This window comes from Methylobacterium sp. P5_C11 (assembly GCF_054049775.1).
The window spans coordinates 37694-53520 of record NZ_JBFULS010000012.1; the positions used below are offsets into that span (position 1 = coordinate 37694).

Sequence of the window (15827 nt, forward strand, 5' to 3'; positions counted from 1 at the left end):
CGTGGGCAACGAGGTCGACCAACATGCGCCTGTTCATGCTCGCCGTCGCCCTGCTGGCGCTGCCGGCGCCCGCCTCGGCGCTGTGCCGCTGCACCTGCATCCGCGGCGAGATGAAGGCGATCTGCCAGGAGACCGACCTCACGGTTCCGATCTGCCAGGGGCTCTGCGAGACGACGATCCGACCGGATCGCGTCATCGTTCCGCTGGCCGGCGGCCGCCAGGCCTTCGAGCCCGCTCAGTCGACGAACCCTGCGCCCGGCGGCCTCGTGTCGCCCGATCTCAGCCTGGACAGCAATCCGAACGGCACCCAGCTCGGGACGCCGAGTCAGCTCTCCGGCAGCGTGGGTTCCAGCCTGTCCTCCGGCAGCGGCCGCTGAGCCACGAAAAAGCCCCGCGCGGCGAGTGCCGGCGGGGCTGAAGGTTGTTGACGCCCGGTGCGTTACGCCGAGCGACCGCTGCTACAATAAGCAAACCGCGCGCAATCGGAAGATCTCGCGATGACAATCGGGTTCTATTATCACGTCAAGAGTGTAAAAACATGAGGAAAGCCCCGCCGCGGCTAAGCCGAGCGGGGTTCGAGTTGGCAATAATAGGGCGAATGTTTTTCTTGCCTGCTCCGAGATCGGGTCGATTTAAGATTGAGTTTCGAGGTAGGCGATCACGTCATTGATCTTCTTGTCATCGGTGATCCCCTGGAAGATCATCTTGTTGCCCGGTACCTTCGCCTTCGGGTTCTTCAGCCACTCATGCAGGTTGGCCTCATCCCAGGTGAGGCCGGAATTCTTCAAGGCCGCCGAGTAGTTATAGCCTTCGTAGGTGCCCGCCTTGCGACCGACCACACCCTTCAGGTCGGGACCGACGCCGTTCTTCTGGAAGTTGTGACACGCCTTGCAGGGGGCGAACGCCTTCTCGCCCGCAGCCGCATCTCCGGCCTCCTGGGCCTGCGCCGCGAGAGGGATGAGAACGGTAAAGACGGCACCAAATGCGAGCAGACGCATGTATACACCTCGATACAAAAGATAATTTTGCGCATTTCCCGGATCAGGCGCCCGATCGCGGCGGGACATCAGGGTGCCAGCCCGGATCTCCTTAACTGTTGCATCAGGCGGTCCTGCCGAACTTCATGCCATGCTTCCGTCGCGGTTCGTCGGCCGTCCGAAGACACCTTGCGGCGCGCGCAGTCTCCCGGGCTGAGACGCGGGATCGGAGCACGGCGGAACGGAGCGTGCGTTCAAGCTTGGCATGTCGGGATATTGACGTACGCCGAGGCGCCCTAATCCGCCCGGCGCCGGAGAATGAGGCTCGGCCTGTGAACGTGTGCGGCGACGCGCACGAAATCGCCTGCCGCGGCGCGTCGGGCGAGCCGTGTGAGTCGTGGCTGACGGACCGCGGCGGCGCTAAGCGGCGAGCGGCAGGTTGATCACTGGCTGACGGATGTTCAAAGCCTGGGCGCGGACCAGCGCGGTGCCGGCATCCCACGCCGCCATGGCCTTGATCCGGCCGAGGAGGACCGTCGTCTCCAGGGTGCACGGCGTTGCCGTCAGCGTCTGGGGCATCGTCAATGGTTGGCTGGGCATGACGGCTCCGGCGGCGGCTGCAGAGGCCATGCGCCGGAATGGTTACCGCCCTGTCTATGCAGGCCCCGCACGCGCGGATGTGATGTGGCGGTCCGTGCCGAGCCCTCGTTCCGGGTCGTCGCGGGCGCTGGTACGTGCGTCTCAGGGTCCCGGCCCACCTCGTCACCACGGTCGGCCAGCAGCATCTCGTCAGGGCGCTCGACACGGACAGCGAGACCGTTGCTCGCGAGAGACGGTGGGTGGCGCTGGCGCTGCTCTGGGACTGGATTGGCACTCAGACCGTCTCAGACGGTTGGGAACCGGCTTGGGCGGCTGGACTGACCGGCTCGCAACGGTGCTCCGACTATCGAACCCAGGATCACACCGATGCCTCTCCCCACAATGGGGGCGATCCTACGGGGCAGCCGACGCGCCAGTCTCGACGCGGATCAGGGGACCTGCACTTGCGGCGGAACGAGGTGCGGCGGGCCTCGTTTCTTCCCCACCTGATGTTTCGGAGCTACGCAATGCGCTTCATCACTGTCGCTTCTGCCCTTACTCTTACAGCCATGCTCGGTGTGGGACAGGCCGAGGCCAGAGGCTGTCTCAAGGGTGCTGTCGTCGGCGGCCTCGCTGGGCATATGGTTGGGCACGGGATGGCTGGTGCCGCGGCGGGTTGCGCCGTTGGGCATCATCGCGCCAACTCGACCGTGAATACGAATGGGTCGGTACCCACCAAGACGGGGGCGACGAGCCCCGCCACCACGTCGCGCTCGTACTGAACCTCGTCAGCGCACCGTCACCGGGGTCCCTGACTACAGGCGCAAGCCCTGGATTGCATCCGGGGCTTGCGTGTTCTGTGTGGTCTGAACAGTCCCAGTTCAACGTTGAGGTGGAACAGGCAGTCATGTGGTGGCAGGTGCGCAGACTGCGGCCCAGGTTGTGGGTTACACCTGGGCGCTGACTACGTCGCGGATCGAGTTAGCGGCACGACATTGCCTGCTCGTGTGGAGATCGCGACAGCCGAGGCGGTTCTCTCGACGGCGAGGAGGAGCACTGCGGGCTCATAGGGCTTTGAGATCAGCGGGAAGCCCTCCTTGATCGCATTGGCGGCCTGATCGCTGTAGCCCGTCGCGAGCAGCACCGGCAGAGCGGGCCAGCGGCTGCGCACATGCTGCGCCAGATCGAACCCGTTCATCTCTCCTGGCATCACCAGATCGGACAGGATCACGTCAAACGGTTGCCCCGAGTTCAGGAGGTGCAGGGCTTCCGAAGCGTTGGCGCTGCTTACGACCGTGTGGCCCCGCTCAGCGAGGATCGAGACCGCGACTTCCGCCACCTGTGCATTGTCCTCCGCAAGCAGAACGCGAAGTGGGCGCACGACCTCGTCAGGATCGGGGCAGACCCGTTGAGCCTCCGCGACCTGAGCATGAGAGCGCGGCAGCGAGATCGTGAACGTCGTGCCATGGCCGACTTCACTCGTGATGCGCACCGCGCCGCCCGACTGCTGTGCGAAGCCATAGACCTGTGGCAGCCCGAGGCCCGTGCCCTTGCCGACCTCTTTCGTGCTGAAGAACGGCTCGAAGGCGCGGGCGACCACCTCGGGCGGCATGCCGGACCCGGTGTCACTCACCGCAATCGCGACGCTCTGTTCGAGTTCGCTGCCGGGAGCCGTGACGTTCTCCGTTCTGATCCGGAACTGCCCACCTCGGGGCATGGCGTCACGTGCATTCACCGCGAGGTTGATCAGTGCGATCTGAAGCTGAGACGGATCAAGCTCGACGGGCCATAGCCCTTCCGCCAGATCGAATTCCGCGCGGATGTCTCCCCGCAGTGAGTGCCTCAGCATGTCGTCCATGCTGAGGATCACTCGGTTCAGGTCGAGAACCTCCGGCTGGTGCAGGTGACGACGCCCGAAGGCCAGCAACTGCTGCGTCAGCTTTCGGCCCTGCTCCACGGCCTGTACCGCATTGTTGATCAGGCGCTCGCGGCGCTGCTCAGGCGCACGGCGAAGGAGATCGAGGTTTCCGAGGACGACCGTCAGGATGTTGTTGAAGTCGTGCGCGATGCCGGAACTCAGGCCCCCGAGCGCCTCCATCTTCTGCGCCTGGAACAGGGAGGCGCGCCCCTTCTCCAGAGCCTCCTGCGCATTCTGCCGCTCGGTGATGTCGCGGGTGACCTTGGCGAAGCCGACAAGCTGGCCGGTATCGTCGCGGATCGCGTCGATAACCACGCTCGCCCAGAAGCGGGTGCCGTCCTTGCGCACCCGCCAGCCCTCTGTCTCGAACCTGCCCTCCCGACCCGCCGTCTCTAGAGCCCTGGCAGGCACGCCCGCGGCCCGATCCTCCTCGGTGTAGAACCGGGAGAAGTGCTGCCCGACGATCTCGGCCTCAGCGTAGCCCTTGCTCCGAGCCGCTCCGGCGTTCCAGTTCGTCACCACGCCGCCAAGGCTCAGCATGAAGATGGCGTAGTCCGTCACCCCCTGCACGAGGAGCCGAAACCGCTCCTCGCTCTGGCGTAGCGCTTCGCGCGCGATCTTCTGCGCGCTGATGTCCCGCGTGATCTTGGCGAAGCCTATGACCGTGCCGGACGCGTCGCGGATCGGGTCGATGACGACGTGTGCCCACATCCGGGTGCCGTCCTTGCGGACGCGCCAGCCTTCCTGCTCAAAGCGCCCCTCGTTGACCGCGGTCGCGAGTGCCCGCCGCGGCAACTCGGTCTGCCGGTCCTCCTCGGTGTAGAAGTGGGAGAAGTGCTGACCGATGATCTCGGCTTCCGTGTAGCCCTTGAAGCGCTCCGCCCCTGGGTTCCAGCTTGTTATGATGCCGGTGGGATCGAGCATGTAGATGGCGTAGTCGGTCACCGACTGGACCAGAAGCCGGAAGCGTTGATCGTCTGCGTTCTCAGTGGCCGACCCAAACTGGGATGCCATGCCTGTTCCTTCCTACGCGGGCAGCCCTGACGGGAGGGGGCTGCCCGAGCTAAGCGTGTCGCTCTTACGCAAGGTAGTGTATCTGATTTTGGTTCCTGTGCTCGGCGCACGTGCAGGGCGGAAGATGCGAAAGCGCCACACAAGATTTCCGCGCCGTATCTGAATGAAAACTAAAATCTGTGCTTGAATGCATCTAAAACATCACCCTCGATAACCTTGTCGAGGGCGTCGATTGCTGTGCGTAGTTGGTCCGGCACAAGCCCAGAGGAATAAACAGCTAGAGCAAGTGTCGGTTTCGAGTGACCCATAAGCTCAGCAATGACACTACTGTTGACCGCCAGCGAGCGGGTTGAAGCACGCTCAAGGTACGTTGCAAACGACCTTCTGAAGCTGTGGAAATCGACTTCGGTACTGGGTCCGAGGACCTTCTGACGGAAGGTGGCGAACCGCTTCACGACGATCCAGCTTCGCTTCCCGTCAGGCCCTCCGGGGGTCAGACCTGAGATAAGCCACTCGTCCGTGGAGGCACTTAGGCGGCGTTGGATGATGGGCCACGCATGCCGATGGACTGGCATGAGGCGTCGAGCATTCTCCGTCTTGCCGTCCGGAATTCGGAATGCCCGCTGCTCGATGATTACGTCACTGCGGCGAAGCTGGCAGAGTTCACCGATCCGGCAACCTGTCAGTAAGCCGAGCCGCATGAGGTCGAACAGAACAGTCCCGTAGCGTTCGCCCATCTCCGCAACGGGATCAGCCTGGAGCAACGTAACAAGCTCATGAGCGCTGTACGCCCTCTTCGGGCGCTCGCGCCTCCTCCCATTGGAGAAGCTACCTTGGCCTTGCCAAGGGTTGTCGTTGACGAAGCCGCGCTTGCGTAGCCAGCGCCACATCGAAGAGAGGGAACTGATCTTCCGGTTGACGGTCTTCTGGCTGACACCTGACTGCAAGAGCACGTCGCTGACGAACTCACCGGCTTTCCGGCGGTCCACCTTGAGCACGCCGAAATTTGGCGGCTGAGTGTGAGCGAACTCCCTAACGGCCAACGCGTGCTGCAACATGGACTGCTTTTTCTGGACCCCCTCAATCTCCTTCAGCCATTGTTCCATCAGGGCCAAGATGGTCTGCCGCTGCTGCTGCGTTCCTGATCCGCGTTGAGAATGGGACGAACGCTGTCCCTTACGATCAGCCACATCATGGAAAGAAGGTTCGGGGTGACCGTGGGCTCGATTGTCGGAGCACCGTCGCGAGCCGGTCAGTCCAGCCGCCCAGGCAGGCTCCCAACCGTCTGAGACGGTCTGAGCACCGATCCAATCCCAGAGCAGCGCCAGCGCGATCCACCGCCGCTCGCGGGCAACCGTCTCGCTGTTAGTGTCGAGAGCCCTGACGAGATGCTGCTGGCCGACCGTAGCTGTGAGGTGGGCCGGAACCCGGAGCCGCACGTACCAGCGTCCACGGCGACGTTGCAGGTACTCCGCCCGGCGCACCGCTGGCCTCGCTCCCTCACGGCCACGGGGACACTGTGTCACCACGTGGGTTCAAAGCGAGAGCTAAAAAGCCTTTATTGACAGTGACTTATAGGTCGTTGGCGGAGGGAGCGGGATTCGAACCCGCGATACGGTTTCCCGTATACACACTTTCCAGGCGTGCGCCTTCAACCACTCGGCCACCCCTCCGGCCGCGAACCGAGCGTCCGGGCGCGCCCGTGGGGACGCCGGACGCAGCCAGGGCCGCGCAGTGCCGTGCTGTTAGCCGGGTGCGCCGTCCGGCGCAAGGCGCAGACGGCCGGGGGTTGAGAAAACCGCCCGGCCGCGTCCCTTACCCCTCGGCGTCGTCCAGGTGGAAGCGGACATGCTCCACGTTCGCCCGCTCGAAGGCTTGCATCACGTGCTGGTAGGAGCGCTCCATGGCGTTGTCCTCGGTCCCGGGGCTGTCCTCGGGCTTCAGCACGAACATCAGCAGCGAGCGGCCTGTCACGGCGTAGCCGGTGCCGAACTTGAAGCTCTCCACGTCCTGGCTGTCGGGCAGGTTCGTGTCGAGCAGCCGCGTCCAGGCCACGCCCCCCACCGACTCGGGCAGCGTGAAGGTCACGAGGTCGTGGTAGGCGTTGAACATGATCAGAAGGGTCGCATCGCCGCCCCGGCGGTGCAGGCCGGTGGCCTGGGCACGCCCGTCGAGCTGGACCGCGAAGGCCCGGGCCTCGCCGTCCGACCAGTTCTCGCCCGCCATCTCGCTGCCGTYCGGGCGCAGCCACGTCACGTCCTTGACGCCGAACTCCTCGTCGTACTGGCCGGTGAGGAACCGGCCGCGGCTCAGGATCGGCAGGGCGTTGCGCAGGATGATCAGGCGCTGGGTGAACTCGGCGAGGTCGCGTTGCTCCTCCCCGATCGCCCCCCAGTCGAGCCAGGAGACTTCGTTGTCCTGGCAATAAGCGTTGTTGTTGCCGTTCTGGGTCCGGGCGAACTCGTCGCCCGCGAGCAGCATCGGCGTGCCCCGGGACAGGAACAGCGTCGCCAGCATGTTGCGCATCTGGCGCAGGCGCACCGCCCGGATCTCAGGGTCGTCGGTGGGACCTTCCACCCCGTAATTGTACGAGAGGTTGTGCGAGTGGCCGTCGCGGTTGCCCTCGCCGTTCGCGTCGTTGTGCTTGTCGTTGTACGAGACCGTGTCGTGCAGGGTGAAGCCGTCATGGGCGGTGAGGAAGTTCACCGAGGCCCAGGGCTTGCGCCCGCGCTTGTCGAACTTGTCGGCCGAGCCGGCGATCCGCGCGGCCAGATCCGGCAGCAGGCCGCCGTCGCCCTTCCAGTAGGCCCGCACATCGTCGCGGAACCGGTCGTTCCACTCGGCCCAGCCGGGCGGGAAGCCGCCGACCTGGTAGCCGCCCGGACCGCAATCCCACGGCTCGGCGATCAGCTTGACGTTGTTCAGCACCGGATCCTGCCGGCAGGTGTCGAGGAAGCCGCCACCCTCGTCGAACCCGTAGGGCTCGCGGCCCAGGATCGTCGCGAGGTCGAAGCGGAACCCGTCCACCTGCATCTCCTGCGCCCAGTAGCGCAGCGAGTCCGTGACCAACTGAAGCACCCGCGGATGCGACAGGTTGAAGGTGTTCCCGGTTCCGGTGTCGTTGATGTAGTAGCGCGGCTCGTCGGGCAGCAGCCGGTAGTAGGAGGCGTTGTCGACCCCCTTGAACGACAGGGTCGGACCCTTCTCGTTGCCCTCGGCGGTGTGGTTGTAGACCACGTCGAGGATCACCTCGAGGCCGGCGCCGTGGAAGCGCGAGACCATCTCCTTGAACTCGGAGAAGGCGAAATCCGGCACTGCGGCGTAGCGCCGGGCGGGGGTGAAGAACGAGATCGTGTTGTAGCCCCAGTAATTCACCAGCCCCTTCTCTTGCAGGTAGTCGTCCTGCACGAAGGAATGCACCGGCAGCAGCTCCACCGAGGTGACGCCGAGGCTCTTGATGTAGTCGAGCACGTCCCGGGTCCCGAGGCCGGCATAGGTGCCGCGCAGCTTCTCCGGCACCCGCGGGTCGAGCTTGGTCATGCCCTTGACGTGGGTCTCGTACACGATGGTCTTGTCCCAGGGCACCTGCGGCTTCTGGTGCCGCCCCCAGGTGAAGGCCGGGTCGATCACTCGCGAGCGGCGGGTGTAGGGGGCGCTGTCCCGCTCGTCGAAGGTGAGGTCGTCGCCCGTCTCCATCTGGTAGCCGAACAGGGCCGGGTTCCAGGTGATCGAGCCGACGAGCCCCTTGGCGTAGGGGTCGATCAGCAGCTTGTTGGGGTTGAACCGGTGGCCGGCCTTCGGCTCGTAGGGGCCGTGGACGCGGTAGCCGTAGATGGTGCCGGGGCGGGCGTCCGGCAGATAGCCGTGCCAGATCTCGTCCGTGTACTCCGGCAGCTCGATCCGCTCGATCTCCCGCTCGCCCTGGTCGTCGAACAGGCAGAGCTCGACCTTGGTGGCGTGGGCCGAGAACAGCGCGAAGTTGACGCCGAGCCCGTCCCAGGTGGCGCCGAGGGGGTAGGGTTGGCCTTCCTGGATGCGCGAGCGGGCCGCGCGGGACTGCGATACGGGACGTCGGGAATCGGACATGGAAACTCCGGAACGCGACCCGCCGGCCACGTGCCGTGGCGGGGAGCCCCTGGTGAACGTGCCGGATACAGCGAAGCTCCCGCGATGCCGCAAAAATCACGGGTGCGGCGCGGCGGGGCCAAACCCGCCGCTCGCGCCAAGCCACGGAGGGACCGCGTGCGCGAAACTCGGAACGATTGGAACCGCACCGACACGCACACGTCGCTTGTCTGCGCCTCCGCCATCCGTCCGGGACTGACGACGAGGCAATCTGACGGTTGCTTGATGGGCCGAGAGTACGAATGATTAAATCGGATACGCAGTAATGAGCGCCATGAAATTACCGTCGTCTATCAATTTACAGACTGACCTTACGCGATGCCTCGATCCGTCGGGCATCGGCATCATTCCTTCGTGAATGTGCTTGACGACAAATTTATTCTTTGCGGTTGCTACAAATGTATCGCTGCTCCCATGCTCGAGGAGCGTAGCGATGAAAGGGCGGGTATCCTCGCGCGTAAAGCCACGGGAGAGAAAAGACGCAGCCTTGGGTCCGCCCTCGGCATGATGCTCGTCGAGGAGATAGCCGCCGATCTTGGAATCCGGGATGCAAGGTACAGGCACCCGGCTGCCGGGCGGTGACATCGAAGTCAGGCAGCCGTCAGAGCATCGGCCAAGATCGTTGCATTTCCGACAACTGACCCGGCAAACTCCAACTCGTAGGCCTCGCCACTCGCATAGACTTCCACGATGGTCCCGCGCGCACCGGCGGGCACGGGAAGTCCGTCGTCTGTCATAACGTCGCGCAGGGTCGCGACCACGCTCAGCTCTGGAAAAAGCGGCGTGGCCTCGGGCGACCTGCGCGGAGTGTGCATCGTCTCGAAAGACATAGGCGGAATGTCGCGTACGGGTGGCCCTTACGCAAACCTCTCGAAGGTCCATGTCGCTCTGCCGTGCGCGTCGGCGGCGACCCAGATCAGGGAGGGGCCGCGAACGCCTCCGCCAGATAGGTCCGCACGAACCCCGGCATCCGCGCGGTCTCGATGTCGTCCGCGCCGCGCACCACGTGCATCCCGGACAGTTCCGGCTCGGCTTCGCCGCGGAGATGCGCCTCGATCCGTGYCGCGAGCGCGGCGGCCGGCTCCGGGAAACGCACCGGGCGCAGGAAGGCGAGCTGGCCCTCCCCCTCCAACAGCATCCAGGCGGTCCCGGCGCCCTCCGGCAGCACCAAGCCGGTCTCCTCCGTGAGTTCCCGGGCGGCGCTGCCCGCGAGGTCGACGCTGTCCCCGCGCACGTCGTCCAGGTCCGGGGTGCCGCAGGGGAAGTAAAGCTGGCCGGCATTGGCCGTGTGGACACCCATCGCGCCGAGCAGGACGGCACCGTCCGCACTCCAGGGCACGATCGCCGCGAAGGCGTTGGTGACGCGCGGGTCCGCCTGCGGGCGGGCTCGGGCGTAGGCGAAGGTCGCGTAGCGCGTCGCGAACAGGTCGAGCCGGGCGATCCCGTCGACGACGGCGTGGTCGCAACTCAGGAGGACGGTGCCGTCGAACAGGCCGGGGCTGCGGGCGACCCGGGCCTGCCAATGCGCCGCGATGGCGTCGGCGTTCTCCCGGGGGAAGGCCCAGTCGTGATCCACCAGCCGGGCCGTGACGTCCGTCAGCCGCGTGATCCGGAACCCGCCGGAGACGCCGTCAGACATGCAACGCGCCGTCCGACACGATCACGGCGGCGCCGCCGATCTCCACCGCCCGCAGGGCGCCCGATTCGATCGTGACCTGCAGCGCGATCTCGCTCGGCCGGCCCATGGCCTGACCCTGGCGGATCGCCACGTCGTGGGTGCCGTCCCCCATCGCCTCGAACTGCATCAGCACCCCCGCGAAGGCGGAGGCCGCCGAGCCGGTCGCGGGATCCTCCGGAACGCCGAAATGCGGTGCGAACATCCGCACCCGCCAGCTCCGGCCGGAGCCCTCGGGATCGGGGGCGTAGAGGTAGAGTCCGTCGCTCGCGTCGGGCGCCTGGGCCGGCCGGGCGGCGTCCAGGGCCGCCACCTTGCCGACCGGGACGCAGGTGAAGCTCGGGCCGACGCCGTGCCGGCTCGGCCCGTGCCGGCCGGTGCCGATGTCGCCGGGCTCCAGGCCGAGGAGCCGTGCCAGCACCGCCGGCTCGGGCCCCGGGCCGAGATAGTCCGGCAGGACCGGCAGCCGGAACCGCGCCCGGCCGCCGCTGCCGTCCGCGCGGGCTTCGACCACGCAGGGCACGATGCCGATCTCCTCCTCCAGCCCGAAGGCCCGGGCATCGCCCCCGGCCGGTTCCTGCAGCGCCAGCAGCACCGCGGTCCCGACCGTGGGGTGGCCGGCGAACGGCAGCTCGCGACCGGGGGTGAAGATGCGCAGGCGTGCCCGATGCCGGGCTTCCGTGGGCGGGAGCACGAACACCGTCTCGGAGAGGTTGAATTCCCGTGCGATGGCCTGCATGGCGGCCGTGTCGAGGCCCTCCGCGTCGAGCACCACGGCCAGCGGATTGCCGGCGAGCCGGTGTTCGGTGAATACGTCGAGGGTGACGAAGCGGCGCGCCATCGTGTCGGATTTCCCTGTCCTTCGCCGCCACCTGACGGCCGCTCGGCTGTCGCTTTCGTTGATTCCTCGAGCCTTCACTCGTAGCCGACGGTCTGGTTCAGGTCACGCCTTGCAGCGGCGCGGATATCGCTGATACGACGCAGCCGCCCCCGGCCGGGGATTGATGTCGCACAGGTCTTCACCATCGTGCGGGCAACTGGCGGTTCGGCAACGGCCGCATGCTGCCGAACCGGCCGGCGGTCGAGCATTGGCCTCAGAAATCCGAAGTCGACACGGCCGCGCCAGCCTTCACGGGGGCGGCGGCCGGCGCGCCACCGGCGGTCCCATCGGATGCGGCGGGCGCCACAGGCAGGCCGCCCTGCTGTTTCATACGCTGCTCCGCCGCGCCCATGGCCCGGCCGACCGAACCGGCATCCGCCGCCCACCGCTGGCTCCAAGCGACGGCCACGACCTGCATCTTCGCCTTCGACCAGGGATGCTCCCCGCGCCACGAGAGGATCTCGGTGGCGCCCTGCAACTGCAGATCCGCGGCCTGAGCTCTCACCTCCTGATTGAAGGCGTCGAGATTGAAGCTCTGGGTCGCACCGTCTTTCATCTCGCGCTTCTCGTAGGCCTCGTCGGTCTTGGTCCTGGCGACTACGCGCTCGCTGACGAAACGCTGGATCGCCGCCATGGCGGCCAAACTCGCGCGGCTCTGATCAGCGGGCATCAGGCTCGTCTGAGGCGCGACGCCGAACCCCACCACGACGCGTTCGCCATTCTCGTCGGTGAAGACGCGCGCCCCGAGCGTATAGGCCAGCCAATCCGGGTTCTCGGCCTTGATCGCCTCGAACTGCTGCCGAACCGGCGCCTGCGGCGCTTCCTTCTGAAGCGTCAACGTCGAGTTCCAGATCGTCTCCGCAATTCCGGCCAGTTTCGGCGTCCAGATCAGGCCGGTCAGCACGTGGTACTTGCCGCCATCCTCCTGGCTCGGTCCCTCGCACTGAACGACCGTGAAGGCACCTGAGGCGAACATCTCGGCGCTGCGCTCGATACTCTGATCGATCCGCAACTGCTCGGTGGCGAGTGCCGCGCGCCGCTGCGCCTCGGTTCCCCCCGCCCATTGAGGGTCGAATTTCTTGATCTCGGCATCGAGAGCCTTGTCGGCGAGCACGCGCGACTTGTCGACGATCGACAGCCGCTCGACGACCGGCCGCAGGGACGGCGGAGCCTCGTCGCCGCCGAACATTCTCACCGCCGCGGTCCGGCTCGACCGCATGGTCGAGCGCATCGCCTCCGCGAGCGCCTGTCGGGCACTGATCTCCGCATAGGTGAAGGCCGCATTGCGCCCCACGAGCCAGTTCCGGGACCCCGGAGGCTCGTCGACCGAAGCCTGCTTGTGGGCGACGTAGACGAAGTAGCCGTTCTTCTTCTCGTTCTTGCCGTCCTGAAGATTCTCCTTCGCCTTCCAGGCCGCCCAGCACGTCTCCACAGAAGCGGGCTGCGCGCCTGCGGAGAGATGGGCGCCGCCGTTGAGCGCCGCCGCAGCTTCCACGGTTCCGGCCGGTTCTGACGACTGGGCGGCGGCAGCCCCGCTCATGCCGGCGAGCATCAGGGTAGCCAGACCGATGGCATGGCGGCGGATCGCGGTCATCCGAGTTCTCCCAATCAACGCCGGCCGATGCCGCCGAGGGCACCCCCGACGATTCCCATGAACGCGCGCGCTGCCTGCTCATTCTGAAGGCGTTGCTGCTCGGCCTGTCGCTGGCCTTCCAGCAGGCGTTCGACTGCCTCGGCCGCATCGCGGTGTCCCATCGACGCCGCGCGCTTGAAGAGCCGAAACGCCTCATCGGGACCAGATCCCTCGACCCGGCCTTTCGAGATCATCGTCGCCAGGCTGACCATGGCGTCCGGATCACCCAGGGTGGCACCCTGCCGGAAGCTCGCGACGGCCCCCGCCACATCATTGCGGCCGACCCGGGTGTCCAGAAGAGCCCAACCGAAATTGTCGTAGGCTGCACGGTAGTTCTGCCGCATCAGCACCTGCAGCAGAGGCAGCGCCCGTTTCGGATCCGACGTCTGGTAGGCCCGGGCGAGCTGGTAGCGATAGCGCCGCTCCTCAGGGTACTGCCGGGCGGCAATCTCGCAGGCTTCGATCGCCTGGGTACCCGCCCCCTTGAGGACATCCCACGAAACTCCCGGCAGCGCCCTCGGGCGATCCTGATCGTACAGGCCTGCCGCAGACTGGTCGCACAGATCGCCCGCCCGCGCGATCTTCGCTTGGCGCTGGGTTTCCGCCTCCCGCTGGGCGGCCTCGCGTTGGGCACGCTCCACGGCCTCCCGCTTCGCCCGTTCGACGCTCTGCCGCCACTCCGTCACGACCTTTCGATCGACGATGAGCAGCTTGTCGCCAGTTCGCGGGTGGAAACCAGAATTGTCGAAGAATTCGTACGCAAGACCGTCGCGCCAGTACCAGACCCGCGGTTGCCCGGTGACGGGATCGAACCAAGCCGCGCTCGTCGGATCCACGGGTTTCGGCGGCCGCAGGCGTCGATCCGCGCGCTCCTGCTCTTCCTTCTTCGCGGCCTGCGATTTCGGCACGCAGACCGTTACCTCGGACTTGATCGAGAGGGAGCCGCCGGCATCACCATCCTTCCGGTTCTCGTCGAGAACCTTCAGCCGAACCAATCCGGCGAGATTGGTTTGCTCGAATTGCTTGAAGCGCTGCTCGGCATCACTGTTCACGATCTCCGCGCGGTTCTCGCGTGACGACTTCACCTCGAACCCGATTACTTGGCCGATGGCGATCTGATTGATGCGGTCCAGGGCGCGCTTTCTCGCCGCATCCATGTCGGACCATGTGCCATAAGCCTCCTCGACGGTGACCGGAACCGTCTCCTGCCGGACGCACTCGCTCTCATCGTAGGCATGGACGGGTCCGATTGTGAGGAGCAGTGCCCCAACGCCCGCCAGCACCAACGGGGCGCGGCAAGTCAGCTTTCCCGCAGCTTTGTTGCGGCCTGGAACGGCGCGCGTTTCGCTGATCTGCGTTTGGAGTCTGAGCACGTTCGCGCGGCCATCAACGAAAAACCGTATCCGCGACTTCTGCCATGCACTTGCCCGCAGGCACGACATGTTCTTCTCGGTAAGATTGGATTTTCCCCAGTAATTACCTTAAGGTTGATGCCAGGTCGCCGGGCTCAAACCAGCTCGACCGGAAACCGCGCGGTCGGGTTCACGAATTCGTCCTGCGCGGCCACCGTCAGAATCTCCCGGGACCCCGCCTCGGCGGTGCGCTTGAGCAACCCGTAGACCGAAGCCGCCGCCGCGCCGAGGGCCGCCTCCGCCGAGCCTGTGCGGGCATAGTGCACCAGGAACAGGGCCGCGATGCAGTCGCCCGCCCCGTTCACCGCGAGGTCCAGCCGCGGGGTGCGGACCCGGAACACCCGGCCCTCCGTGCCCGCGAGCAGGTCGATGCTGTCGACGGGCGTGTCGGCGCAGAGCGCCGAGGTGACCAGGACAACCCGGGGGCCGCGGGCCTGGAGCGCCGCGATCGCCGCGGCGGCCTCGGCCAGCGTGCCGCTCGGCAGACCGGTGAGGCGGCCGAGTTCGAACTGGTTGGGGGTGAGGATGTCGGCCTCCGGCACCGCGCGCTCGCGCAGGAATGCCTCGATGCCCGGACGCACGTAGACGCCCTCCTCCACGTCGCCGATCACCGGGTCGCAGCAATAGAGCGCTTGGCGGTTCGCCGCGCGGACGGCGGTCACCGCCTCCAGGATCGCGGCCCCGATCTCGGCCGACCCCATGTAGCCCGACAGCACCGCGTCGCAGGTGGGCAGCATCCCGCGCTCGCCGATGCCCTGCACCACGTCGCGGATCATCGCCGCATCGAAGACCGGGCCGCGCCACGACCCGTAGCCGGTGTGGTTGGAGAACTGCACCGTGTGGACCGGCCAGACCTCCACCCCGAGCCGCTGCATCGGGAACACCGCGGAGGCGTTGCCGACATGGCCGTAGGCGACGTGGGACTGGATCGACAGGACGTTCAACGCCGGACTCGCTCGTTGTCCCGCTACGGTTAGCCGGTTCCCGCGCCGCCTGCACCCCTATCCCTTGCCGCCCTCCCCCGCGCGCCTCAGATGGGACCGACCCTTCTCCCACCCGCCGAGCCCCATGGACATCGAAGCCCTGCGCACCACGACCCTCGCGTTCATCGAGGCGCACAAGGTCTGGACGCCGTTCATCGCGGGCGGACTCGCCTTCTGCGAATCGATCGCGATCCTGTCGCTGTTCGTGCCGGCGACCGTGATCCTGGTCGGGATCGGCGCCCTGGTGGGCGGCGCCGACATCCCGTTCTGGCCGGTGGTCCTGGGAGCCGCCCTCGGGGCCGCGCTGGGGGACTGGATCTCCTACGAGGCCGGGCGCTGGTTCGGGCCGGGGGCGAAGACCAAGTGGCCGCTGCGGCGCTATCCCGACCTCATGGCGCGGGCCGAGGCCTTCATCGGGCGCTGGGGCATCGCCGCTGTGGCGCTCGGGCGGTTCTTCGGCCCGGCCCGCGCCCTCGTCCCGCTCTTCGCCGGCATCCTCGGCCTGTCCCGGCTGCCGTTCCAGGTGGCCAACGTCGCCTCGGCCCTGGTCTGGGCCTTCGTGCTCCTGGCCCCCGGGGCCGGCCTGCTGACGTGGCTCGATCGATGATCTGGCTCGATCGATGATCCGGCG

Annotated in this window: 14 protein-coding genes, 1 tRNA gene and 1 pseudogene; 3 read left to right on the forward strand and 13 right to left on the reverse strand. The window is 66.6% G+C overall.

Annotated features, from left to right (window positions below):
• Positions 1-23 precede the first annotated feature (23 nt).
• Positions 24-377: a hypothetical protein gene (locus tag ACXJKQ_RS09085; protein ID WP_457105435.1), complete on the forward strand. Its 354-nt coding sequence runs from the start codon at positions 24-26 to the stop codon at positions 375-377.
• A gap of 255 nt (positions 378-632) precedes the next feature.
• On the opposite strand, the gene ACXJKQ_RS09090 is transcribed toward ACXJKQ_RS09085, so the two are convergent.
• A complete protein-coding gene (locus tag ACXJKQ_RS09090; RefSeq protein WP_457105436.1) occupies positions 633-998 on the reverse strand; it encodes a c-type cytochrome in 366 nt (121 codons plus the stop codon).
• A gap of 399 nt (positions 999-1397) precedes the next feature.
• Positions 1398-1577 (reverse strand): hypothetical protein, encoded by a 180-nt coding sequence (locus tag ACXJKQ_RS09095; RefSeq protein WP_457105437.1) that lies wholly within the window; start codon positions 1575-1577, stop codon positions 1398-1400.
• 128 nt (positions 1578-1705) lie between these two features.
• Between ACXJKQ_RS09095 and ACXJKQ_RS09100 the strand changes: the two are divergent.
• Positions 1706-2338 (forward strand): annotated as a pseudogene (locus tag ACXJKQ_RS09100) (DUF6538 domain-containing protein); the annotation flags it as partial.
• A 182-nt stretch (positions 2339-2520) separates the two neighbouring features.
• On the opposite strand, the gene ACXJKQ_RS09105 reads toward ACXJKQ_RS09100, so the two are convergent.
• The 11 genes from ACXJKQ_RS09105 to pdxY all read right to left on the reverse strand — a co-directional run bounded on the left by ACXJKQ_RS09105 (position 2521) and on the right by pdxY (position 15157).
• Entirely contained in the window at positions 2521-4488 is a 1968-nt protein-coding gene (locus tag ACXJKQ_RS09105) for a PAS domain S-box protein (RefSeq protein WP_457105438.1), read from the reverse strand.
• Positions 4489-4658: 170 nt separating this feature from the next.
• Complete coding sequence (locus ACXJKQ_RS09110) at positions 4659-5972, reverse strand: tyrosine-type recombinase/integrase (RefSeq protein WP_457105439.1); 1314 nt, start codon at positions 5970-5972, stop codon at positions 4659-4661.
• Positions 5973-6071: 99 nt separating this feature from the next.
• Positions 6072-6161: transfer RNA gene (locus ACXJKQ_RS09115), tRNA-Ser, on the reverse strand.
• A gap of 142 nt (positions 6162-6303) precedes the next feature.
• Positions 6304-8574 carry a glycogen debranching protein GlgX gene (gene glgX, locus ACXJKQ_RS09120; RefSeq protein ID WP_457105440.1) on the reverse strand — a complete coding sequence of 757 codons (2271 nt, stop codon included), beginning with the start codon at positions 8572-8574 and terminating at the stop codon, positions 6304-6306.
• Positions 8575-8859: 285 nt separating this feature from the next.
• Positions 8860-9198, reverse strand: coding sequence for a DUF6883 domain-containing protein (locus ACXJKQ_RS09125; protein ID WP_457105441.1), 339 nt, complete (start codon positions 9196-9198; stop codon positions 8860-8862).
• Positions 9199-9203: 5 nt separating this feature from the next.
• Positions 9204-9443, reverse strand: a complete 240-nt coding sequence (locus ACXJKQ_RS09130) for a DUF4926 domain-containing protein (protein WP_457105442.1) — start codon at positions 9441-9443, stop codon at positions 9204-9206.
• Between the two features lie 86 nt (positions 9444-9529).
• Positions 9530-10252 (reverse strand): NUDIX hydrolase, encoded by a 723-nt coding sequence (locus ACXJKQ_RS09135; RefSeq protein WP_457105443.1) that lies wholly within the window; start codon positions 10250-10252, stop codon positions 9530-9532.
• Entirely contained in the window at positions 10245-11129 is an 885-nt protein-coding gene (locus ACXJKQ_RS09140) for a PhzF family phenazine biosynthesis protein (RefSeq protein ID WP_457105444.1), read from the reverse strand. The genes ACXJKQ_RS09135 and ACXJKQ_RS09140 overlap by 8 nt, the downstream gene beginning before the upstream one ends.
• 253 nt (positions 11130-11382) lie before the next feature.
• Complete coding sequence (locus ACXJKQ_RS09145; RefSeq protein ID WP_457105445.1) at positions 11383-12762, reverse strand: hypothetical protein; 1380 nt, start codon at positions 12760-12762, stop codon at positions 11383-11385.
• Between the two features lie 14 nt (positions 12763-12776).
• The gene (locus ACXJKQ_RS09150) at positions 12777-14243 is read right to left on the reverse strand and encodes a tetratricopeptide repeat protein (RefSeq protein WP_457105446.1); all 1467 of its coding nucleotides are present in this window, start codon (positions 14241-14243) and stop codon (positions 12777-12779) included.
• Between the two features lie 65 nt (positions 14244-14308).
• Positions 14309-15157, reverse strand: a complete 849-nt coding sequence (gene pdxY, locus ACXJKQ_RS09155; RefSeq protein WP_457105447.1) for a pyridoxal kinase PdxY — start codon at positions 15155-15157, stop codon at positions 14309-14311.
• 124 nt (positions 15158-15281) lie between these two features.
• Between pdxY and ACXJKQ_RS09160 the strand changes: the two genes are divergently transcribed.
• Entirely contained in the window at positions 15282-15803 is a 522-nt protein-coding gene (locus ACXJKQ_RS09160) for a DedA family protein (protein ID WP_457105448.1), read from the forward strand.
• The last annotated feature ends 24 nt before the right edge of the window (positions 15804-15827 follow it).

Coding starts and splice junctions, on each gene's coding strand:
- ACXJKQ_RS09085 (WP_457105435.1), top strand. CDS start 24: ATGCGCCTGTTCATGCTCGCCGTCGCCCTGCTGGCGCTGCCGGCGCCC.
- ACXJKQ_RS09090 (WP_457105436.1), bottom strand. CDS start 998: ATGCGTCTGCTCGCATTTGGTGCCGTCTTTACCGTTCTCATCCCTCTC.
- ACXJKQ_RS09095 (WP_457105437.1), bottom strand. CDS start 1,577: ATGCCCAGCCAACCATTGACGATGCCCCAGACGCTGACGGCAACGCCG.
- ACXJKQ_RS09105 (WP_457105438.1), bottom strand. CDS start 4,488: ATGGCATCCCAGTTTGGGTCGGCCACTGAGAACGCAGACGATCAACGC.
- ACXJKQ_RS09125 (WP_457105441.1), bottom strand. CDS start 9,198: ATGTCACCGCCCGGCAGCCGGGTGCCTGTACCTTGCATCCCGGATTCC.
- ACXJKQ_RS09130 (WP_457105442.1), bottom strand. CDS start 9,443: ATGTCTTTCGAGACGATGCACACTCCGCGCAGGTCGCCCGAGGCCACG.
- ACXJKQ_RS09140 (WP_457105444.1), bottom strand. CDS start 11,129: ATGGCGCGCCGCTTCGTCACCCTCGACGTATTCACCGAACACCGGCTC.
- ACXJKQ_RS09145 (WP_457105445.1), bottom strand. CDS start 12,762: ATGACCGCGATCCGCCGCCATGCCATCGGTCTGGCTACCCTGATGCTC.
- ACXJKQ_RS09150 (WP_457105446.1), bottom strand. CDS start 14,243: ATGTCGTGCCTGCGGGCAAGTGCATGGCAGAAGTCGCGGATACGGTTT.
- ACXJKQ_RS09160 (WP_457105448.1), top strand. CDS start 15,282: ATGGACATCGAAGCCCTGCGCACCACGACCCTCGCGTTCATCGAGGCG.